The organism is Nocardia sp. CA-120079 (assembly GCF_050955745.1).
Taxonomy (GTDB): Bacteria; Actinomycetota; Actinomycetes; order Mycobacteriales; family Mycobacteriaceae; genus Nocardia.
Genome location: NZ_CP192088.1, coordinates 6940085 through 6963396, shown reverse-complemented (window position 1 = coordinate 6963396; position 23312 = coordinate 6940085). Strand labels below are relative to the sequence as shown.

The 23312-nt window shown below is 67.2% G+C and carries 13 protein-coding genes and 1 pseudogene; 11 read left to right on the top strand and 3 right to left on the bottom strand.

What is annotated here, in order from left to right:
- The first annotated feature begins 33 nt into the window (after positions 1–33).
- From ACQPYR_RS32170 to ACQPYR_RS32160, 3 genes are all read left to right on the top strand, one after another.
- On the top strand, positions 34–801 hold the full coding sequence (locus tag ACQPYR_RS32170) for an MBL fold metallo-hydrolase (protein WP_433622621.1): 768 nt from the start codon (positions 34–36) through the stop codon (positions 799–801).
- Positions 802–877: 76 nt separating this feature from the next.
- Positions 878–1993: an alanine dehydrogenase gene (gene ald / locus ACQPYR_RS32165; protein WP_433622620.1), complete on the top strand. Its 1116-nt coding sequence runs from the start codon at positions 878–880 to the stop codon at positions 1991–1993.
- Positions 1994–2042: 49 nt separating this feature from the next.
- On the top strand, positions 2043–3551 hold the full coding sequence (locus tag ACQPYR_RS32160) for a serine hydrolase domain-containing protein (protein WP_433622619.1): 1509 nt from the start codon (positions 2043–2045) through the stop codon (positions 3549–3551).
- A 41-nt stretch (positions 3552–3592) separates the two neighbouring features.
- Here ACQPYR_RS32160 and sigJ read toward each other — a convergent pair whose 3' ends face one another.
- A complete protein-coding gene (gene sigJ / locus ACQPYR_RS32155; protein ID WP_433622618.1) occupies positions 3593–4540 on the bottom strand; it encodes an RNA polymerase sigma factor SigJ in 948 nt (315 codons plus the stop codon).
- Between the two features lie 305 nt (positions 4541–4845).
- Between sigJ and ACQPYR_RS32150 the strand changes: the two genes are divergently transcribed.
- Positions 4846–5763, top strand: coding sequence for a cobalamin biosynthesis protein (locus ACQPYR_RS32150; RefSeq protein ID WP_433622617.1), 918 nt, complete (start codon positions 4846–4848; stop codon positions 5761–5763).
- 16 nt (positions 5764–5779) lie between these two features.
- Here the strand turns inward: ACQPYR_RS32150 and ACQPYR_RS32145 are convergent, their stop codons facing one another.
- The gene (locus ACQPYR_RS32145) at positions 5780–6640 is read right to left on the bottom strand and encodes an SURF1 family cytochrome oxidase biogenesis protein (protein WP_433622616.1); all 861 of its coding nucleotides are present in this window, start codon (positions 6638–6640) and stop codon (positions 5780–5782) included.
- A 197-nt stretch (positions 6641–6837) separates the two neighbouring features.
- Positions 6838–7299 (bottom strand): annotated as a pseudogene (locus tag ACQPYR_RS32140) (low molecular weight protein-tyrosine-phosphatase); the annotation flags it as partial.
- A 44-nt stretch (positions 7300–7343) separates the two neighbouring features.
- On the opposite strand from ACQPYR_RS32140, the gene cobC reads away from it, so the two are divergent.
- The 7 genes from cobC (at position 7344) to ACQPYR_RS32105 (ending at position 23291) form a co-directional block, all read left to right on the top strand.
- Positions 7344–8381 carry an Rv2231c family pyridoxal phosphate-dependent protein CobC gene (gene cobC, locus ACQPYR_RS32135; protein ID WP_433622615.1) on the top strand — a complete coding sequence of 346 codons (1038 nt, stop codon included), beginning with the start codon at positions 7344–7346 and terminating at the stop codon, positions 8379–8381.
- 218 nt (positions 8382–8599) lie between these two features.
- Positions 8600–9733, top strand: a complete 1134-nt coding sequence (locus ACQPYR_RS32130) for a Nif3-like dinuclear metal center hexameric protein (protein ID WP_433622614.1) — start codon at positions 8600–8602, stop codon at positions 9731–9733.
- Between the two features lie 264 nt (positions 9734–9997).
- The gene (locus tag ACQPYR_RS32125; RefSeq protein ID WP_063040430.1) at positions 9998–10642 is read left to right on the top strand and encodes a hypothetical protein; all 645 of its coding nucleotides are present in this window, start codon (positions 9998–10000) and stop codon (positions 10640–10642) included.
- Between the two features lie 336 nt (positions 10643–10978).
- Positions 10979–11716, top strand: coding sequence for a zinc ribbon domain-containing protein (locus tag ACQPYR_RS32120; protein WP_364476743.1), 738 nt, complete (start codon positions 10979–10981; stop codon positions 11714–11716).
- 82 nt (positions 11717–11798) lie between these two features.
- Entirely contained in the window at positions 11799–13064 is a 1266-nt protein-coding gene (locus ACQPYR_RS32115) for a bifunctional RNase H/acid phosphatase (protein WP_433622613.1), read from the top strand.
- A gap of 316 nt (positions 13065–13380) precedes the next feature.
- Complete coding sequence (locus ACQPYR_RS32110) at positions 13381–15855, top strand: FAD-dependent monooxygenase (RefSeq protein WP_433622612.1); 2475 nt, start codon at positions 13381–13383, stop codon at positions 15853–15855.
- Between the two features lie 212 nt (positions 15856–16067).
- Positions 16068–23291, top strand: a complete 7224-nt coding sequence (locus ACQPYR_RS32105) for an amino acid adenylation domain-containing protein (RefSeq protein WP_433622611.1) — start codon at positions 16068–16070, stop codon at positions 23289–23291.
- The last annotated feature ends 21 nt before the right edge of the window (positions 23292–23312 follow it).

Here is a 23312-nt window from a genome sequence, read left to right as displayed (position 1 = left end):
TGATCGAATATCGGGACGACAAGTATTGATCCCATGACCGAGACGATTGCACGCACCACCATCGAGGCCCTGCACATCGGCGGGCCCACCCTGCGCTTCCGGTACGGCACCCTGACTTGGCTGACCGACCCCACCTTCGACGCTCCGGGTGATTACCCCGGCCCGATCACGCTGCACAAGCTCACCGGCCCCGCTGTTTCGGTGGACCAGGTGGGGCCGGTGGACGTCGTGCTGCTGTCGCACGACCAGCACGACGACAATTTGGATCATTCCGGCCGGGAATTCCTCTCGACCGTGCCGACCGTCTTGTCGACGCCGGATGCGGCCGATCGCATCGAAGGTGTTCGGGGACTGGCGAATTGGGAGACGGTCACGTTGGGTGACGTGCGCGTGACGGCCGTGCCCGCACTGCACGGGCCCGAGGGGTGCGAGTCGCAGACCGGTGTGGTCACCGGGTTCGTATTGCAGGCCGAGGGGCTGCCGACCGTGTATGTATCCGGTGACAATGCCTCGGTCGAGGTCGTCGAGCAGATCGTGGCGCGGATCGGCCGGATTGATATCGCGATCCTGTTCGCCGGTGCCGCGAATGTCGGCCGGTTCGGCGATATCGATCTCACCCTGAACGCCCGTACCGCGGTGCAGGCCGCCGAGATATTGGGTGACGCGGTGATCGTGCCGGTGCATGCCGAGGGCTGGGCGCATTTCAGCGAGACGCTCGAGCGCCTGGAGCGGAATTTCGGGTACGCGGGGCGGGGCGAGCAGCTGCGCATTCCGAAGCGGGGTGAGACGTTCACCGTGTGAGCGCCCTCGGAAAACCAGCGGTGCGCTCAGCGCGGCGGTCATGGCGCCGGGACCGTCGGTGGTCCACGATGGCGATATGAGGATCGCAATTCCGCGGGAGGTCAAGGAGCAGGAGTTTCGAGTGGCGCTGACCCCGGCCGGTGCCGGGGAACTGGTGCGGCACGGGCACGAGGTGCTGATCCAGGCCGGTGCGGGGGTGGGGTCCGGATTTTCGGATGCGGATTATGTTGCCGCGGGTGCCCGCATGGTGCCCGCCGCCGAGCAGGTGTGGTGGGAGGGCGAGTTGGTGCTGAAGGTCAAGGAGCCGATGGCCCTGGAGTATCCGCGGCTGCGGCGGGAGCAGGTGCTGTTCACCTATCTGCATCTGGCCGCGTCGCGCGAATGCACCGATGCGATTCTGCGGTCCGGAATCACCGCGATCGCCTACGAGACGGTGCGGGCCGCGGATGGGTCGCTGCCGCTGCTCGCACCGATGAGCGAGGTCGCGGGCAAGCTCGGACCACAGGTCGGCGCGTATCACATGATGGCGCCGCTCGGCGGTGCCGGGCTATTGCTCGGCGGAGTGCCGGGGGTGCTTCCGGCCGATGTGGTGGTGCTCGGCGGTGGTGTCGCGGGGACGAACGCGGCCACGGTCGCGGCCGGGATGGGCGCGAAAGTTACTGTGCTGGATACGAATTTGACGCGACTGCGCGAGCTCGACGCGCGGTTCGAAGGGCGTATCTCGACGGTGGCCTCGAATACGGTCGAGGTCGAACGGGCCGTGCTGGCGGCAGATCTCGTCATCGGTTCGGTGCTGGTGCCCGGCGCGCGGGCACCGAAGCTGGTGTCCGAGGAACTGGTCGGCGGTATGCGGCCGGGGTCGGTGCTGGTGGATATCGCCATCGATCAGGGCGGGTGCTTCGCCGGTTCACATCCGACGACGCATGCGAATCCCACTTTCCGCGTGGCTGATTCGCTGTACTACTGTGTGGCGAATATGCCGGGTGCGGTGCCGCACACCGCGACCGTCGCGCTCACCAATGCCACGCTGCCGTATGTGCGTGCGATCGCCGACCACGGGTGGCGGGAGGCGTGCACGGTGTACCCCGATCTCGCCCACGGGGTCACTGCGGACAACGGGCGGCTGTTGTCGGCGGAGGTTGCGGCGGCGCACGGATATACGATGCCCGAGCCGGTTGGGTTGGCAGGCTGAGGTGGTGCGATGGTGGTCCCGCGGACGCGCGATGAGAAGGGCGAAAGCGGTGACTGCGCAATACCTGCGGCGGGTAGTGGTGATCGCATTACTGCTGGTGCTGTTGCCGTCGGTCGGTACGGCGGTTGCGGCACCGGCGCAGGGCGTCGATCCGGTCGACGTAGATCGGTATATGTCCGAATACCTTTCCCGGACACGGTTGCCGGGGGCTTCGATCGCCATTACCCATGGGGATCGGGTGGTGTATGTCGCGGGCTACGGTCACGATTCGAGCGGTGCGGCGATCAGCGCGACGTCGCGCATGCCGATCGCTTCGGTGAGCAAGTCCATGACGGCGTTGGCCGTGCTGCAGTTGGTCGATGCGGGCAAGGTACGGCTCGACGCGCCGGTGCGTGAGTACCTCAGCGACTTTCGGTTGGCCGATTCGCGCGGTGATCGGATCACCGTGCGGGAGTTGTTGAATCAGACGTCGGGAATGTCGGATACCGCATTTCCCGACCTGCGGCGGCCGCAGGCGGATTCACTGGCCGGGGCGGTCGAGCGACTACACGCGGCGAAACTGGCCGCCGATCCGGGGACGGAATTCCACTATCACAACCCGAACTACCAGGTGGCCGCTCGGCTGGTGGAGGTGGTCAGCGGCGAACCGTTCGCGGACTATATGCGGCGAAATGTATTCGGGCCCATCGGGATGCGCGACAGCACGACGGTGAATTCGCCGCGCGAGGCCGAGGATGTGACGCACGGATACATTCGGGCATACGGCTTCGCGATTCCGGTTGCCGAGCCCGATTGGTTCGTCGGTGGTAGCCACGGCGTGATCACCACGGCCGCCGACCTGGCCGCGTGGCTGATCACACAGAACAACGGTGGTGTGGCACCAGATGGGCACCGGGTGGTGTCCGCGGCGGCGGTGACCGAGATGCACACACCTTCGGGAGTCGGTGACGACGAGTACGGAATGGGTTGGCAGCGCGAACAATCCGATCAGATCGTGCACTACGGTGACTGGTTCACCTACACCGCCGCACAGGTCTTGGTGCCCGACACCGGATACGGGATCGCTGTCATAGCCGATACCGGCTTGGCGCTCGAGGACGATCCCAGGATCATCGCGCAGGGCTTGGTCGAGCTGACCAGGGGCGAGTCACCGGATGTGCACCGCCCGTGGGGCATCTACGCCGACTGGGGCATGGCACTGCTGACGCTGGCGACTCTCGTTCTCGGTGTGCTCTGCCTGGTGCGGTCGCGCCGCTGGGCCGATCGGCAGACCGCCCGGCCCAGCTGGCTGATCGCCCTGCGCCAATTGCCCTATCTCGCACCGATCCCGATCCTCATCGCGCTACCACAGCTCGCTGGTCTGGTCTTCCGCGGCCGGGCCCCGACTTTCCTCCAGGTGACCTACGTCTGGCCTGGTCTCGTGGTATTTCTCGGCATTGCCGCGTCGGCGGGCGCGGGCGTCCTTCTCGCTCGCGGTGTCCGGCTCATCATGCTGCGGCGCGATCGATCCGGGACTGATATCGAGCGAGAAGCGCCCGCGGACCGAGCACCCGCCTAGCCGACAGCGGCCCGCACATGGAAATGTGCGGGCCGCGTGGGTTATTCGGCGTTCGGGCCGAGGTACCAGTCGGGGGCGCCTTCGGTGGGGAGGTCGTGCAGCTTGTCCGGATTGCGGACGACATTGATGGCGACGATGCGGCCGCTGTCGATGGTGAAGGAGAAGACGCCGGTGTGGGTGCCGTCGAAGACGACCAGACCGGGCGCGCCGTTGACCAGGACCGCGCGGCCCCAGGCGCCCGCCGCAGACGGCGCGTGGTACCAGCCGAGCAGCATCTTGGCGATGAGTTCGGCGCCGCGCACGGGCTGGCGGATCGCGGGGACCTTGCCGCCGCCGTCGGCGGTCAGGCTGACATTGGCGTCGAGCACGCCGAGCAGCGCGCTCAGATCACCCGAGCGCCAGGCGACCGCGAAGGCCGAGACGACCTTCTCCTGCTCGTCGGGCGAGGCGGGGAAGCGGGGCGTGCCGTCCTCGACGCGCTTGCGTGCGCGCGAGGCGAGCTGGCGCACGGCCGCAGGCGTACGCCCGACGACCTCGGCGACCTCGGGGCCGCTCATACCGAACACATCCTGCAACACGAATGCGGTGCGCTCGGCGGGCGAGAGGGATTCCAGCACGACCAGCAGCGCCGTGGTGACGCGCTCGTCCTGGGTGATCCGGTCGGCCGGATCGTCCCAGGTGGTGACCTCGGGTTCCGGCAACCATTCACCGACATACTGCTCGCGCCGGGCGCGGGCCGAACCGAGCTGATCGAGGGCCAGCCGCCCGGTGACCGTGGAAAGCCAGGCCCGCAGATTCTCGATCTCGCCCGCGGTCCCGGCCTCGTACTGGCGCTGCAGCCGTAGCCACGCCTCCTGCACCACGTCGTCGGCATCGGTGAGAGTGCCGAGCGTGCTGTAGGCGAGCCTGCGCAGATACGGCCGGTGCTCCTCGAAACGCCGAGCCAACTCGGCCTGGTCGATGGGTTCGTAGGAGTGGTCTGCAGTCACTGGTCTCGCCGTTCGGTCGTACGGCCCCGTCAGGGGCGAGCTTATGCGTCGTCACCCTGATGACGACGCGGGGCTAGCGAGTGTGACAGCACCGCTCTCCGGGCGAGTTGGCGGGTCGAGCAGCGATCGGCTGGCGGCGCAGTGCTACCTGGACAATTCCGCGTTCGGCACCGAGGGCGCAGGGGGATCGGTCGTAAGGCCATACGAGCGGTACGCATCGGTTGCGGATGCGAGCGCCCATTGGGGCGAACACGTACGACGGGCGTGGGCGTGGGTGGGAGGTGGCGGCGGGCTACCCTCGCCGGGTGCGAACGGGGACTTCTACGGCGGTCGGGCTGGTGCTCGGGTTCGCCCTCGACCGGGTATTCGGTGATCCACGCCGGTGGCATCCGGTGGCCGGATTCGGTACGGCGGCAAGTGCGCTGGAGCGGGTTACCTATGCCGATCGGCGTTCGGCGGGAGTCGTGCACGAACTTGTGTTGGTCGGTGCGACAACGGCGTTCGGCTTCGGGCTACGGCGCGGTGGGGTAGTTGCGACCACGCTGGCGACCTGGACGGTGCTCGGCGGGCGCAGCCTCGTGCGCGCTGGACGGGAGATGGCCGACCGGCTCGAATCCGGTGATGTGGCGGGTGCGCGAGCGCTGCTGCCTTCGCTGTGCGGACGGGATCCGGAGGTGCTCGATGCGGACGGATTGGCCCGTGCCGCATTGGAATCCATTGCCGAGAACACCTCTGACGCGACGGTCGCCCCGCTGGTGTGGGGTGCGATCGCCGGGACGCCCGGCTTGCTCGGGTATCGCGCGATCAACACGCTGGACGCGATGATCGGCTACCGCAACGAGCGGTACCTCCGCTTCGGTTGGGCCGCCGCTCGTATCGACGATCTGGCGAATCTGTTGCCCGCGCGCGTCAGCGGCATGCTCACCGCCGTCGTGGCCTCTGCCGTGGGCGGTCATCCGGCCGACGTGCTGCACGTGTGGCGACGAGACGCGGCCGAACACCCCAGCCCGAATGCTGGGGTCGTCGAGGCCGCGATGGCCGGTGCGCTCGGTGTCCGCCTCGGCGGGCGGACTCAGTACCGGCACGGCATCGAAATGCGTCCAAGCCTGGGTGACGGTCCCGCGCCTCAGGTCGCGGATCTGCGTCGCGCGGTACGCATGTCGGAGGCTATCCAGGTCGGGGCGGTCCTGACCGCAGCGCTCTGGGCAATTCTGCGTCGCTGACCCGCTCGGCTAGTGCTCAGCGAGTACCGCCGTAGCGGTCGGCCAAGCGCTGCTCGTTGGTGGATGCCGGTGCGGGGGTTGGGGTTTCGGCCGGGGCTGGTTCCGGGGTAACCGTAGCCTTTCCTTTGCGGCGCTCGCGGATCTCGGCGTAGATGAAGTAGCCGAGGCCGAGGGGAGCCATGATGCCGAAGGCCAGCCATTGCAGGCCGTAGGAGAGGTAGGGGCCCGCGTCGAGTTGCGGGAGGGGGGTCGGGGTGAAGGCGCCGGGCTGGTTTTCGCTGAGCTGTAGGTAGCCACCGCGTTCGCCGGTGGGGATGACGGTGAGGGGCACCTGCAGGACGCTCATCTCCTGTGTGGTGTCCACCGAATACACCTGGCGGTAGCCGTCCTGGACCATCGGGTCCTTACCTGGGGTGACGCCCTCGGACATCCGGATTCGCGCCTCGACCTTCTGCGGCCCGGCGGGCGCGTCCGGAATCTGCGGTGGGCGGGAGCCGTCGACGGCCGCGACGAGACCGCGATCGATCAGCAGGATGTGGCCGTCGTCGAGTTTGAAGGTGGCCAGCACCGAGTAGCCCGGTGCGCCGTCCAGGTGGCGCAGGCGAACCAGCACGGTCGAGTTCGGCATATAGCTGCCGGTCGCCGTGACACGTCGCCATTCGGCGTGCGAATCGGTGCTCTGGTCGTCCAGCAACGTGGCTATGTCGATCGGGGCGGCGTCCACCGAATCGGCGATCAGTTGGTTGCGGTGCGAGGTGGTGGTGTTCTTGCCGAGCTGCCATGGTGCGAGCACGGTGAAGCAGAGGTAGGCGAAGGCCGCCACGAGCACGGCCAGGATCAGCCAGCTCGGGCGCAACAGGAAGGTCAGTCGGCGCATCACAGGCGTCCATCGGGGGCGGGTTCGCAAGAGACCGATTGGTTCGATTTGCGTCCGGGCTCTTCGACAGCGAGGGAGCCGTCCGCGGATGCGGCGACGTCTCGGGATGCGTCGACTGTCAGGCCGCGGTCGAATGCGTCGGTGGGGGCCGAGCCCGCGGCTCGGCCCGTGTCGCCGGTACGCGCGGTGAGGGTGGCACGAACCCAGTCCAACAGCCCAGGGATGGCGGCTGCGATCTGATCGTGGACCAGGTCGAAGTCGGCGGTGTCGCCGTAGTACGGGTCGGGGACGTCGAGGGCGTCGGCAGCGGGGTCGAAGCTGCGGAGTAGGCGGCGGCGATCCGATGGGATGCCGAGGGTGGCGAGGCGGCGTTCGTGGCCGGAGTCGAGGGCGACCAGTAGGTCGGCGTCGCGGTGCTGGTTGCCGAATTTCGCGGCGACGTGGCCGGTCGGATAGCCGTGGCGGAGCAGGGTGGCATTGGTGCGGGCGTCGGCGTCGGCTCCGGCATGCCAGCCGTCGGTGCCCGCACTGCTGACCCGCACCCGGTCGGCGAGCCCCGCGCGGTACAGGTGTACCGCGAACATCTTCTCCGCCATCGGCGATCGACAAATGTTGCCGGTACAGACGAACGACACGTGCAACTCACCCACGACAGCCATTCTGGCCGGTCGTCCCGATGGACCGCCACGTAGGGTGTTTTCTCGTGTCAGCGCAGAGTGTCGATCACGCGAAATTGCGTCATCACGGTGACGTCGATGCGCGCCCCGGCATGCTCGATTTCGCGGTGAATGTGCAGGGCAGTGCGCCGCCGGACTGGTTGCGGAAACGACTGGCCGCGCGACTCGGCGACCTCGGCAAGTATCCGAGCACGGCCGACGAACTCGCCGCACGCAGGGCCGTCGCGGCCCGCCACGGTCGCTCGACCGACGAAGTACTGCTGCTGGCGGGTGCGGCCGAGGGCTTCGTGATGCTGCCCCGACTCGCGCCGCAACTGGCCGCGGTGTTGCACCCCTCGTTCACCGAACCCGAGCTGGCACTGCGCGAGGCCGGCATCCCGGTGACCCGTGTCGTACTCGAAGCGCCGTACACCATCGACCCGGCGCTCGTCCCCGCCGCCGCCGACCTGGTGGTGCTCGGCAACCCGACCAACCCCACCTCGGTGCTGCACCCCGCCGACACCGTCCGCGCGCTGCGCCGACCCGGCCGCGTCATCGTGGTCGACGAGGCCTTCGCCGATGCGATTCCGGGCGAGCCGGAGTCACTGGCCGCATCGGCCACCCCGGACATCCTCGTCCTGCGCAGTCTCACCAAAACCTGGGCGTTGGCCGGCCTGCGCTCCGGCTACTTCCTCGGTGCACCCGAACTGCTGGCCCGCCTGAATCACGGGCGCGCACACTGGCCGCTCGGCACGCTGCAACTGGAAGCGATCATCGCGACCGCCGAGCCGAATGCGGTCGATGCGGCCCACCAGCGGGCACATACGATCGCCGCGCACCGCGATTCGATGATCGAGCGACTGACCGCGCTGGGCATACACGTCCACACCCCTGCCCAAGGACCATTCCTACTGTTGCGCGTGCCGGACGGTGAACTGCTGCGCAAGCACCTGGCAGATCAGGGAATCGCGGTCCGCCGCGCCGACACCTTCCCGGGGCTCGGACCGGATTACCTGCGCGTTGCCGTTCGCGGTCCAGCCGAGGTCGATCGGTTGGTAGCCGGGATTGTTGTGGCAGGAGTTTGATGTCTGCCCAGAGGGGGTGGTCCTTGTGCGATGCGCGGGCGGTGCCGGCGAAGCGGATCGTTCGTATCGGGCGCTCGGTGTCGACCGCATTCCCCAGCCGCACAGAAATGCGCGGGGTTATGGCAGGCGGCGTGACGGGATGGCGCTGGTCCCGGACCCGGCGGAGGTTGGATGACCAGCGATCATGGTGCAGTCGGTCGAGAAATGGAGGTAGGCGGATGGTGACGACGCTGGCGGATCTCATCGGGGTGCTCGACGCGGCTTATCCGCCGAAGTTGGCGGAGTCCTGGGATTCGGTGGGGTTGGTGTGCGGCGACCCGGGCGATGAGGTGACTCGGGTGCTGTTCGCGGTCGACGCCACCGCGGCGGTGGTGGACGAGGCGATCGATTGGCGGGCACAGGCTTTGGTGGTGCACCACCCGCTGCTGTTGCGTGGCGTCGATACTGTCGCGGCCGATACACCCAAAGGTGCTCTGCTGCATCGGCTCATCCGGTCCGGGTGCGCGTTGTTCGCGGCGCATACCAATGCGGACTCCGCCGATCCCGGAGTTTCCGATGCGCTGGCCGATGCGCTCGGGCTCACGGTCACCGGCGCATTGGATGCGAAACCGCGAGCCGCCCTGGACAACTGGGTGGTGCAGGTGCCGCGCTCGCATGCGGATGCCGTGCTGACGGCGCTGTTCGCCGCCGGGGCCGGTGGCAGCGCGACCTACCGTGACTGTGCTTTGCGGGTACCGGGCGTCGGGCAGTTTCGCCCGGTCGAAGGGGCGAATCCGGCGATCGGTGCCATCGGGGAGTTGCAACAGGTCGATGAGGACCGCCTCGAGGTGATCGCACCGCCCTCGTCCCGCACGGCCGTGCTCGCGGCGCTGCGGTCGGCCCATCCCTATGAAGAACCCGCCTATCACGTCACCGAGCGCGCCGCGCTGCCATCCGGACTCGGCATCGGTCGGGTCGGCACGCTGCCCGAACCGGAGTCCTTGCGCGAGTTCACCTCTCGGGTCGCTGCGGCGTTGCCCGCGACGACCTGGGGTGTGCGCGCCGCTGGTGACCCGGACCGGATGATCCACACGGTCGCGGTATGCGGTGGCGCGGGCGACTCCTATCTGAGTACGGTGGCGCGCCTCGGTGTCGACGCGTACGTCACCTCCGATCTGCGCCACCACCCGGTCGACGAACACCTGCGCCGCGGCGGCCCCGCATTGATCGATGCCGCCCACTGGGCAACCGAATTCCCTTGGTGCGCACAGGCACAGGCGGTGGTCCGAACGGCCCTGCCCGACCTCGAAACTCGAGTCTCCACCCTCCGCACCGATCCCTGGACGATCGGCGCCAACCCCGTGAGCATCTGACCACCGGCACACTGGACGCGTGAACTCCGTTGGCCAATGCGGAGGTTGAGAATTCCCGCATCACTGGCACCGAGTGTGCGGTTCACGCAACGGATGTGCGGGGCGGAGGTGCGCCTTCGGGGCCGCAGCACCGGTTGCAGTGCAGGAGTCCTGCAGCGCCGAACCATCCAGTGCGACGGCGTGTTCGGGGCGTGTCGTGATCGTTCGCCGGAAGGGCAGCTGGTTCAGGTGAGTTGACGCGCCCGCTCGGGGTACAACTACCGCATGAACTACCCGGTGGACTTCGGGATCGTGCAGATCGGTCTGATGCTGATCATCCTGGTCGCGGTCGCGTTGCTGATATCGGCGCTCGTCATGGTGCGCAAGGTCGGATTGCGGGTTTTGCTCGGGCGCGGCGCGGGCGGACTAGCGCTGCTGGTCGTCGCGGTACTGCTGCTGTGGGTGATCACGCTCGTGCAGACATTCCTCGGACTGAGCGGGGAGGTCAAGGCAGCGCACGTGGTGGTGAATCAGGTTGCGGGCCAAGACCATCGGCTCGAGGTCGACCTCACGCTCTACGGCGACGAGCATCATCCCGACAAGCACGAGAAATATCAGGTCGAGGGTGACCTGTGGGTGCTGCAGGCCAATATCGTCGAATTGAAGCCCTGGGTGAATGCCCTCGGCTTCCACTCCGGCTACAAGGTCACCCGCCTCTACGGCCAACGTCTCGACGGCGTCGCAACCACCCAGAACCAGATCTTCGTCAACGGCGACGACCAGGACTTCTTCAACGATATGCGCAACCACAAATGGTGGACCGACCCCTTCGTCCGCTCCGCGTACGGCAACGCCGTAATCGCTACCCCCGGCACCTACGACGTCTTCATCTCCCGCGACGCCATCAAGACCCGCGCCCCCGGCAGCTGACTGAGCGAGCTACCACCGTCGCGATCGGCTGATCGCGTCTCGCCCGCCCCCGGCGCGCCGAGAGCGTGCACGACGCGGGTCGGGCATGTTCACCGCATGCCAGCGAAGAAAGCGGGCACGTACGGGCGCAGCTTGGCGGGGTGTACCGCTTCTTTATACCCGCCGAGACGGCGATACGGCTGTGGTAGGAATCCCCGCCCCGCCTCTCTGCCACACACTTCACCGCCACTAGTCGTGGCCCGGACCGGATCGCCCACCATCCGGGGTACGGTTGAAGACTGGCATCGTCACCTCGGGTGCCCCCATCCGTCCACAGCGTCCAGGAGTTTGTCCGCGTTGAATGTCGAACCACCTGTCCAGGCCAAGCTGCTCCAGCTCGCCGCCGTCGACGCCGAACTGACGCGGATCGCGCATCGGCGCACCGTGCTGCCCGAGCAGCAGGAGGTGGCGCGGCTCGAGGGTGAGCGGAATGCGCACAAGGATGCGGCGGTAGCGGTCGAGATCATGCTCGATGATCTCGACCGCGATATCCGCAAGCTGGAGGGCGAGGTCGACGCGGTGCGCAAACGCGAGGAGCGCGACCGCGGCATGCTGACCGCCGGTTCGGTGGGCGCCAAACAGCTGTCGGAAATTCAGCACGAGCTGGGCAGCTTGGAGCGACGCCGTTCGGTGCTCGAGGACGAGTTGCTCGAGGTGATGGAGCGCCGCGAGGCGTCGGCATCCGATCATGATCACGCGGGTGCGCGGCTCAGCAAGACCGAGCAGGAGCTGGCCGATGCGCAGCGCCTGCGCGACGAGGCGCTGGCGGATCTCGATGTGGCGCAGGGCCGTTGCGATTCCGACCGCAAGGATCTGGTCGCGCTGTTCCCGGGCGAACTGCTGAGCATCTATGACCGGCAGCGCACCCAGCACGGCGTCGGCGCCGCGCTGCTGCAGGCCCGCCGGTGCGGCGCGTGCCGGATCGAACTCGACCGCGGTGAGATCGCGCGGATCGCCAAGACCGCGCCGGATGTGATCATGCGGTGTCCGGAGTGCGGTGCGATCCTGGTGCGCACCAAAGAGTCGGGTTTGTGAGGTTTCCGGTGCGGGTATCAGTACTCGCGTCGGTCCGCTCCCAGCGACGGATGGTCGGCTGTCGAAGAGGACGAGGGAAACAATGACCGAGCACGAGGTGATCGTCGAGGCCGATGGCGGTTCCCGGGGCAATCCGGGGCCGGCCGGTTACGGCGCGGTCGTCTTCGATGCCGATCACATCCGCATTCTCGCCGAGCGCAGGGAATACGTCGGTATCACCACAAATAATGTCGCCGAATACCGCGGGCTCATCGCGGGTTTGGAGGCGGCGGCTGAGTTGGGCGCGCGCGTGGTGTCGGTGCGGATGGATTCCAAGCTGGTGGTCGAGCAGATGTCCGGCCGCTGGAAGGTCAAGCACGCGTCCATGATTCCACTGGCCGACCGGGCACGCAGGCTCGTCGCCGGCTTCGACAGTGTGACCTTCACCTGGATTCCACGCGCCGAGAACTCCCATGCCGACCGGCTGGCGAACGAGGCGATGGATGACGCCACGTTGATCGGCGAGGTGCACGCCGCCGAGCGGCAGTTGCTCGACGCGGGCGCAGCGGCCGCCACCCTGGCGGAGGAGGTGCGCGAGGCCGAAGAACAGCTGCTCGGCTGGACCGACGAGCTGCAGCCCTCCGCGCGCGGCGTGGAGGAGCACCTGCCGAGTTGGATCGACGAGGCCCGGGATGCCCAGTCGACCGCATCGAATACCCGAGCCGCCGAAAACCCGCCCGCCTGGACCGGCGCAACGGGCCGCCCGACCCGGTTCCTCCTGCTGCGCCACGGCCAAACCGCCCTCTCGATAGAGCGCCGCTACTCCGGCCGCGGCAACCCGCCACTCACCGACCTCGGCCGTGAACAGGCCGCCCGCGCCGCGAAAATGCTCGCCGCGAAGGGCGGTATCGCCGCCGTGGTCACCTCCCCGCTCGGCCGGGCCCGCGAGACCGCCGAAGCCGCCGCGACCGCACTCGATATCCCGGTGCGCGTCCTCGACGGCCTCACCGAAACCGACTTCGGCGACTGGGAGGGTCTCACCTTCCAGGAAGCGGCACAACGAGATCCGCAACTACACGCCCGCTGGCTCGGCGATCCCTCGACTCCCGCGCCGAACGGCGAGAGTTTCGACCAGGTGCGCGAACGAGTCGAGGCGGCGCGGCGCGATCTGCTCGCCCGGTATCCCGGCCAGAACATCGTGGTGGTCAGCCATGTGACCCCCATCAAGACGTTGCTGCAGTTGGCGCTCGGCGTCGGTCCGTCGCTGCTGTATCACCTGCACTTGGATCTGGCGTCGCTCTCGATCGCGGAGTTCTATCCGGACGGCGGTTCGTCGGTTCGGTTGGTCAACGACACGTCCTACCTCTGAGGAAGTTGGGCATCGGACCAAACCCGAATCTTTTCGCGAACCGTGAATTATGGGGCATCGCAATGGATTCGGCCTGTCGAAACGACCCGTTTGGGTTGAATCTCACACGGTAACGTTTCAGACACGGTTATAGCGGTAGGCTTCGGGTCGGTCAGGCACAGGCATCCCGCCCCGCCTGTCTGGTCGGGGATAACGAAGGTCTTCGAACAGTGCTGCTCGGGGGGATGAGAGCTGACGAGCAGCGTTGCTCGATGGTCGCTTCGAACGATGAAGTAGCCCTGTGCGGTCGAGTGATTCGATGGAAGCGCAGGTTCGAATGAGTAGTCCGATCAAGGTTATCGTGCTCGGTGCGGGGATCGGAGGGCTCACCACCGCCGCCGCATTGCGACAGGCGGGCTTCGCGGTCGAACTCTACGAGGCCGCTGCCGAGCTGCGTGGCCAGGGATTCGGACTTTCGGTGCAGGCCAATGGGATCAAGGCGCTGCGTGCGATCGGCCTCGGCATCGAGGAGGAACTGTTCGAGCGCGGTGGCAAGGTCGAGACCTTCCGCTTCAACAACCCGGACGGCACGGCCATCCGAGTGCTTCCGGTGCACCGCCAGGACGACCGGCTCGGCGCATCGAGCGTCGCCCTGCACCGCAAGGATCTGCACGCGATCCTGCTGCGCGCGATCGGCGACACCCCGACTCATGTTGGCGCACAAGCGACTCGGTTCATCGACGACGGTGAGCACGTGCGCGTCGAATTCGCCGACGGCCGCATCGCCGAGGGCGATCTGCTGATCGGCGCCGACGGCATACACTCCGTGGTGCGCGCCCAATTGCACGGCCGTGCCGAACCGCGCCCCGGCAATTTCGTCGCCTGGTTGGCCTGCATCCCGTTCGAACATCCCGCCGTGCCGCGCGGCTACTCCGCCCACTATTGGGGCACCGGAATGCGTTTCGGCATCCACGACATCGGCCACGGCCGGGTGTACTGGTGGGGCACCATGACCATGCCGGGCGACGAGGCCGCCGATTGGCAGGGCACCAAGGAAGATCTGCGGCGGCTTTATGCCGACTGGGCGCCGGAGGTGCGCGCCTGCATCGATCAGACCGAATGGTCCGATGTGCTCGCCGTGCCCTGCCAGGACCGTCCGCCGCTGGACGGCTGGGGCCGCGGCCGGGTCACCCTGCTCGGAGATGCCGCACACCCCATGCTGCCCAGCCTGGGCCAGGGCGCCAACTCGGCCATCGAGGACGCGGTCGTGCTCGCCCACACGCTGAAGTCCTCGCTGGATCCTGTTGCGGGCCTGCGCCGTTACGAGCAGGTGCGTGCCGAGCGCACCGCCATGTTCGTCAACGGCTCCTGGTCGCTCGGCAAGATCGAGCAGACGACCGACCCCAAGCTGGTGAAGGTGCGCGACACCTACTTCCGGCACGCACCCACCGAATTCTTCCTGCGCGAATTGGGCAAGCCGATGTCGTTCCCACCACTGGAGGGACCGACCGCGCGGCTGCCGCGCCAGCTGTCCCCGGTGGAGCGCTGGCACTGGATCGCCGATCAGCTTGCGGCGCTGCATATTCTGGCCCGGGTGCGGGTGCACGGCTCGATTACCGCCGAGCAGGTGCGCACCGGTCTCGACGAAGTGCAGCACCGACATCCGCTGCTCGGTGTCGCCGTGGCGGCCGAAGCCGATGGCACCGCACCGCGTTTCGTGCCGGTGCCCGCGCCGATTCCGCTGCGTGTGGTCGAATCCGCCGATCCGGATGCCTGGTTGACCGAGGTCGACGAGGTCGAGTTGCGCGAACCCTTCGACTGGCACTCCGGACCGCTCGCGCGCGCCGTGCTCATCACGGATGCGACCGGTGAGACCAGCGATCTGATCCTCACCCTGCACTATGCGATCGCCGACGGCGAGAGCGCGATGTCGGTGGCCAAGCAGGTGCTGCAGGTCGCCGCGGGCGATGACGTCGATCTCGAGCCCGCACCGATCCGGCCGGGCCCGGAGGAACTGTTCCCGGCAAAGTTCCAGGGCGCCAAGGGCTTCGGTCGCACCGTGGGATCGCTGCTGCGCGACCAGAAGTCGCAGCTGAAGCGGCCGCGCCGACTCGAACCGACCGAACTCGCACCGCCGTCGCGGCGACGCAGCAGGGTCGTGCACCGCAGCCTGGACGCCGATCGACTCGACGCATTGTCCGCAGGCTGTGAGCGCGAAGGCGTCGGCCTGCAGGCCGCACTCTCGGCGGCGCTGCTCATCGCGGCGGCCCGCGAGTCGGGCACCCACACCGAATCCTGGTACACCGTTGGCAGTTCGGTGAACTTCCGCGGCCACCTCGACGGCGCGGTCGCCGATACCGAGGTCGGGACCTACCAGGGCATGATCGCGACCCCGGCGAAGTACGCGCCGTGGTCCTCGCTGTGGCAGATCGCCGGCGAGATCGAGCGCGAGTACGGCGCAAGAATGGACCGTCGCGACCATCTCGCGGCATTGAGCCTGCTGAAGGTCGCCGCACCGAAATCGGTGGCCGCCAGTGCATCCACGGTCAAGCTGATGGACACCCGCGGTCCAGGTCACCTGTGTATGACATATCTGGGGCGCTACGCGTTCCCCGACAAGATCGGCGCGTGGCAGCTCTCGGGCGCGCAATTCGTCTCGGGCATGTCGGTGAGCGGCTTCATCATGGCCACCGCCAATGCCACGCACGGCGAGTTGTCGTTGAACATCGGCTATGTCGAGCCCGCGGTGTCGCGTGAGCGTGCCGAACGTCTTGCCGATGAGAGTGTGCGCGCGCTGCTGTCGGTGATCTGACAGGGCTGGCCGTAGCGACTGCTTGCAGGTCGCTCGAAATGGTCAGCACCCATAAACGAGGGCGAATCCCGGCATCTATGTCGATGCCGGTAATTCGCGCTATCTGAAAACTGGATACAAGTGGTAACAGCTATGCGTTTCGGCGTCGTCAGGGGTGGGTCCTGGACAGTTCGCGCACGGTCTGTGCCGCGACTGTCGCGATAGGAGTGACTGTGACGTCGGAAACCAGCGCAAATCCCGAAAGACCAATCGAAGCATGGCCGGTCAGCGCATATCAGCGCGACGTACTCGGCCTGGCATTCCGGCTGGCGCCGGAACCCGTTGCGCAGCAGACCTATAGCCTGCGCATGGATGAGCCGCTGGATATCGAGCGGCTGCAGGCCTGCTGGCAGCGGGCTCTGATGAGCGATGACGCATTGCGACTGCGCTTCGTGTTCGAGAACGGCGAATTCCGCCAATGGATTTCGAATGACATTCCGGCGGTCGAGGTCGTCGATCTGACCGGAGCACCGGACCCCGAGGCCGCGGCCCAGGAGTGGCTGTGGCGCGAGGTCGGCGCGCCGGAGCGCCCGGATCGGCCCGCGCGGCTGGCCGCGGTGGTGGACCGGCCGGACCGGTTCTTCCTGTTCATGTCGTTCCATCACGCGCTGGCCGACGGCTACGGCATGAATACGGTCATCGCCACGCTGGATACCAGCTACAAGATGAAAGACGTCCCGCTCGAACAGCTTGCGGTGCCCGAGTCCGCCAACGAGCACACCGACCGTTCCGTGGCCACCTATCGGCGGATCATCGAGGACGACGAGGCGTACCGGACCTCCGAGCAGTACACGGCGGACCGCGACGGTCTGCTCGCCGCACTCGACGGCGTCGAACCCGCCCTGTTCCCCAACCGGACCAGCTCGCCGAGAATCGCCCGCGGACACTACAGCACGATGATCTCGGGGGAGTACCTCGATCGTGTCCGCGCCACCGGTGTCACCGTCTTCGCCTATCTGACCGCCGCGCTGGCTTCGTATCTCGCGACGATCCACCGCACCGATCAGGTGGTGATCGGCGTCCCGATGCTGAACCGGCACTCGGCGGAGACCTATCGCACGCAGGGCCACCGCGCCAATGTCGTTCCGCTGCCCGTGCGCGTCGATCGCGACGTGCCGCTCTTGCGGATCGCCGAGCAGGTGACCCAGCAGATTCGGAAGCTCAAGAAGCATCAGCGCTTCCCGTACGGCGAGCTGACCCGCGCGCTGAATCCGGATCCGGCCGCGCCCCCGCTGTACGACGTCGCCTTCTCCCACACGAAGCTGCCAGATGCCGATTACGTCCACGAGCTGATCTCGAAATGGACGGTGCACAATCCGGGTTCGGTGACCAACGCGCTCACCATCGTCACTGCCGAAAATGGCCGGGACGGCTCGTTCAGCCTCCAGTTGTTCTACGACAAAGACATTTTCGACGTGAGCTTCCCGATCGAATCGGCGCTGCGCAGCGTTGGTGAAATGGTCACCGCGTCGCTGGCGGATCCGCAGACCCCGGTGGGTGCGCTGCCGCTGCTTTCGACGCAGGCGAGTGCCGAAGTCGCGGCCTTCGAGGCCGGTCCGCGTATCGAATTCCCCTACACCACCATCGATCGGCTCTTCACCGAAAAGGCCGCCGACCATCCGGACCGGGTGGCGGTCGTATCCGCCGACTCCCGTGAACTGACCTACGCCCGATTGTCCGGTCTGGTCGACGGTTTCGCAGCCAGGCTGCATGAGCTCGGTGCCACCGGCAACGAGTGCATTCCGGTGGTGCTGCCCCGTTCGACCGACATGCTCATCGCGGTGCTCGGCATCCTGCGTGCCGGATGCGCGTACGTCCCGCTCGATCCGGACTACCCGGCGGCGCGTATCGAGACGGTTCTCGCGGACTGCGCAGCGCGGTTCGTGGTCGCTGGAAGCGGGCATGCGCGGGTCTACCGCGACCTCGGCATCACCCGTGTCACGGTGGCCGACACCGCGCCCGGCTCCGTCGAAAATGTCTCGCATCCACATGATTTGAGCTATCTCATCTACACCTCGGGCTCCACCGGTGTGCCCAAGGGCGTGATGGTCGAGCATCGCTCGGTGGTCAACCGGCTGACCTGGATGCAGCGCCGCTACCCACTGTTCGCCGATGACGTGATCCTGCAGAAGACGCCCGTCACCTTCGACGTTTCGGTGTGGGAGTTGTTCTGGTGGGCCATCACCGGTGCCAAGGTCGCGCTGCTCGAGGTCGGCGGCGAGCGCGATCCGCGCCGCATCGCCGAGGCCATCGAGGCGAATGCGGTGACCGTCGTGCACTTCGTGCCGTCCATGCTGGCGGCCTTCGTCGACGAGCTGGAGGCCGATCGCACGATCGTGCCGCGCATCGCGGGCCTGCGCCGGGTTTTCTGCAGTGGTGAGGCGCTGCCGCCCGCGCTGGTCCGCCGCTTCCACGCCGCCTTCGCCACGGTCGCTCAGCGACCACCGCAGTTGGTGAACCTCTACGGTCCCACCGAGGCCACCGTGGACGTCTCGTATTTCGATTGCCCGCAAAGTGATTCGCTGGATCTGGTGCCGATCGGCCGTCCGATCGACAATATCGACCTGCTGGTGCTCGACGAATCCGGTCGTCGCGTGCCCATCGGCGTTCCCGGCGAGCTGAATATCGCCGGAGTCGGCCTCGCGCGTGGCTACCGCGGCCGCCCCGAGTTGACCGCGGCCGCATTCGTCGACGATCTGACCGTGCCGGGCCGTCGCCGCTACCGCACCGGTGACCTGGCGCGCTGGCTGGCCGACGGCACCCTGGAGTACCTGGGCCGATTCGATGATCAGGTCAAGATCCGCGGTAACCGGATCACCCTCGGCGAGGTGCAGAACGCCATCCTGGGCTGTGCGGGTGTGCGCGCCGCGGTTGTCGTCGACGAGCAGTCCGAAACACATGGATTGCATCTGGTCGGATATTTCGTCGGAGATGCCGTCACCGGTGACGAGATCGCCGAACAGATCGCGCTTCGCCTGCCCCGCTACCTGATTCCGACGCGGCTGCTGCGCGTCGACCGGATTCCGTTGACGCCCAACGGCAAGACCGATCGCAAGGCGCTGGCACGGGCGGCGGCTTCGGAGCATGCGGAGTTCGTCGGCGTGCCGATCGAACCGCGGACACCGGTCGAGGCCGAGCTGGCACTCCTCTGGCGGAGCGTGCTCGGTATCGACTCGATTGGTGTACACGACAACTTCTTTACCCACGGCGGCGACTCCATACTCGCGCTCTCGGTACGGACTTCAGCCGAGCGCGCCGGGCTGTTCTTCGCTGTGGATGCCTTCTATGAGCATCCGACCATCGCCGAATTGGCTCAGATAGTCTCGGATGGTCCGGACGGCAACCGGATTCGCATCGCCGATCCATTGGCGACCGTGCCGCTGATAGACCGCGCCGCACTGCATCAGGCCGAGGACGCCTTCCCGGCCACCGCGCTGCAGCTCGGCATGCTCTTCCACAGCATCGAGCGCACGGATTCGGTCACCTACAAGGACGTATTCCGCTACCGGTTCGAAATGCCATGGGACGCCGCGCAATTCCGCGCCGCATTCGACCGGCTGGTGCGCCGTCAGCCCGCACTGCGCTCCTCGTTCGAGCTGAGCAGGTATTCGGTCCCGCTACAGGTCGTGCATACCGCGATCGAGTACGAGATGGACATTGTCGATGTCTCCGATCTCGATCCGGTGCTGGCCGATCAGGACGTCGAGGACTACACGCAGGAACGCAGGCGCGCCCGGTACGACCTCGCACGCGCACCGCTACATGCCGTCCGGGTATTCCTACAGCCGTCCGAGGGCACCCTGCAGACCGTCGACCTGGTGCTCAGCTTCCACCACGCCATCCTCGACGGATGGAGTGTCGCGACCTCAGTGCTCGAGCTGCTGGTCGACTACCTGAACAAGCTGGGACTGATCGAAACCGGTATCGATGACACGCCGCATGCGACGACTGTCCTCGCCGAGTACGCCCAGTCCGAAATCGCCGCGTTGCACGATGACTCGGCCCGCGAGTTCTGGCGCGAGGCGCTGGCCGGAGCCGAGCCGACCGCGCTGACCGCCCTCGGTGTCCACGAGGGCGCGGGAGTGGAGGACCCGCAGGCGGCCGCCCTGGTGCCGCGTCGGCTCGCCGAGCGGGTCACCGCCTTCGCGGCCCGGCATCAGGTGCCGGAGAAGGTGGTCTACCTGGCGGCGCACTGCCTGACCCTGCGCACGGTGACCGGCCGCGCTGATATCACCACCGGCGTGGTCAGCCACGGCCGACCGGACCGGGCGGGCGCGGAGAGCGTCGCGGGCCTGTTCCTGAACACGCTGCCGATGCGGCTGGACGACACCGCCACCACCTGGCGTGCGGCCGTAGAGCAGATTGCGCGCCGGGATCGAGACGCCTACCCGCACCGACGCTATCCACTGCGGTCGATCCTCGCCGATGGCGGGCCGGCGTTCGAGACGGCATTCAACTTCATCAACTACCACGTCTTCGCACCGATCCTCGGTACGGACCGAGTCACCCTGCGCGACTTCGACGTTCGCGAGGACACCAATTTCCAGCTGCTGGTGACCGTGGCCCATGATCCGCGCGACGGCCGAATGTGGGTGCGGGTCAACGGTGATCACACGCTGACCAAGGACCAGTGCGAGACCGTCGCGGTGACTCAGCTGCGCATGCTGGCGGCGATCGTCGCGGATCCGGATGCGGCGATCGATCGCGGCACCGGTCCGGCCACCGCGCGCGATGTCGGCACACTCGTCGCCGACGCGGCCGCGCTCAATCCGCACACCATCGCTGTTCAGGGCGACGAATCCAGCCTCACCTACGACGAACTGATCGAGCGCAGCGAACGACTCGCCCGATGGCTGCACGGTTTGGGGGTCGGGCCCGGCGACCGGATCGGCATCCTGATGAGCCGTCGCCCGGAATTGGTGCTGCTGGTGCTGGCACTCATGCGAATGGGCGCGGCCTGCGTCCCGCTCGATGTCAGCTACCCGCGGGCCCGGCTGAATCTCATGATCGACCGCGCCCGCCCGCACCGGGTGATCGCCGACGCCGCCTATGCCGAAATCGTCGACAATGTTCGACTTGTGCTGGACACGGCGGAAGTGTTCGATCCGACGGCCGACAGTGGCACAGAGTTCGCTGTCCCGGACTACCTATCGCCCGACGCACTCGCCTACGTGCTGTTCACCTCCGGCTCCACCGGCGAGCCCAAGGGCGTCGCCATGCCGCACCGCGGCCTGAGCACGCTGGTGGACTGGCAGAACCGCAGCCCATCGGGCATGGATCTGGCCAGCACACTGCAGTTGGCGCCGTTGAGCTTCGACGTGTCGTTCCAGGAGATCTTCACGACCCTGGCCGCGGGGTCCACGCTGCGGGTGAGTTCGGCGGATCTGCGCGCCAATGTCGAGGAATTGCTCAATACCGTGATCAGCGAGGGTATCGAGCGGCTGTTCCTGCCCTATGTCGCACTGCAGGCCTTCGCGGAGGCCGTTGTCGCCCGGCGCAAGTTCCCGGTCGACCTCAAAGTGCTCGCGTCCTCCGGTGAGCAATTGCGCATCACCGACGAGATCCGCGCGCTGTGCGAAGTAGTGCCGGGTCTATTGCTGGAAAACCAATACGGCCCAACGGAATCCCATGTCGCGACGGTATTCACCCTTGCGGGCTCACCCGACGACTACCCGGCGCTGCCGCCGATCGGACGCCCGGTCGACGGCGATACCGTCGAATTGCTCGACAGCGCACTGCGTCCGGTGACCGATGGTGTGATCGGTGAGATCTACCTCGGCGGCCGGTCCCTCGCCCGCGGTTACCAGGGCCGGGCGGCACTGACCGCACAGCGGTTCGTAGCCACCCACGGCGGCGGAATCCTCTATCGCACGGGCGATCTCGGCGTGCGGCTGGCCTCCGGCGATCTCGTCTGCCTCGGCCGCAGTGACAGTCAGGTGAAGATCCGCGGTTTCCGGGTGGAGCCCGCCGAGGTGGAGCTGTGCATTCTCGGACTGGTCGAGAAGTATCCGGCCATCACCGAGGCGGCCGTGGTGGCACGGGGGTTCGGCGGCATCGACGGTGCGCTGATCGCCTTCCTGGTCGGCGACCCCGAGCAGACCGATCTGGCGGCATTGCGCCACGATCTACGCGGCGTACTGCCCGCGCATATGGTGCCGTCGCGATTCGTCTTCCTCGACGAATTGCCCCGCACTCCCAGCGGCAAACGCGACGACGGCGCATTGCGCTCGATCGTCGAATCCGCACCGGAATCGGTTACCGCACAACGGGAGCCGGCGGACGAATACGAGCACTCCGCAGTCGAGCTACTCGCCGAATACGCGGGTCTACGGTCCATCGGCCTCGACGACGATTTCTTCGCCGCGGGCGGGACGTCTATCGGCGCCATGCGCGTGGTGATGGGGTTGTCCCGGCGCTTCGGCGCCGAAATACCGCTGGATTTGTTCATCGGCGCGCCGACGGCCGCCCAACTCGCGGCGCTGATCCGGTCCGGAAGTACCCGGCGCACCTTCGACCCGCTGGTGCCGATCACCGTCGGCGGGCACAAGCCGCCGCTGTTCCTGGTGCATCCGATCGGCGGAAATGTGCTGTGCTACTTGACCCTTGCCCGCTATCTCGATCCGGATCGCGCGATCTACGGCCTGCAGGCCGCGGGCGCGGACGCGGGCAGTACCCCGGAGAAGACGATCGTCGGGATGGCCGAGTCCTATCTGGCTGCGGTGCGTCGTGTGCATCCGGAGGGCCCCTACCACTTGGCCGGCTGGTCCTTCGGTGGGAATGTCGCGCTGGAGATGGCGCGGCAACTGCCCGAGTGGGAGGTGGCCAGTGTGACACTGCTGGACACCATGGCATTGCGTCAGCAGTCCCGCGAACCCATCGCCGAGGAACAGCTCATTCGCTGGTTCTTCCTCGAATTGCTGTGGTACGCCCGCGGAAATCAGGCCGCGCTCGTCGATTTCGAACCCGGCGTGCACGGATCCGAGGAGCTCTTCGATGCGATGCTCGCCGAGGCGATCCGGTCGGGAATTCTGCCCGCCGACAGTTCACCGCAGGCGATCCGGCGGCTCTACGAAGTGTTCTACGCCAACTACACGGCGTTGCTGGAGTACCAGCTCGAACCCTACGACCGCGATATCACCCTGCTGCGCGCCGAGGAGGGCCTGCCACCGGGTGTGGATCTCGCGCACCAGGCCGTCGGCAGCATGTTCGACAGCGCGAACAACGGATGGCAGCAGTACGCGGCCCGGCGCTTCACGCTGGTTCCGGTGCCCGGTGACCACCTGCACATGATGACCGAACCGCACGTTCGCGAGGTCGCGGTGCAGCTGGACTCGGCGCTCGCGGCGGCCGATCCGGACCCGGACCGGGAGCTCGGCGCCGAAATGCTCGACGCCTGAGCGGTGTGGCCTAACCCTGCA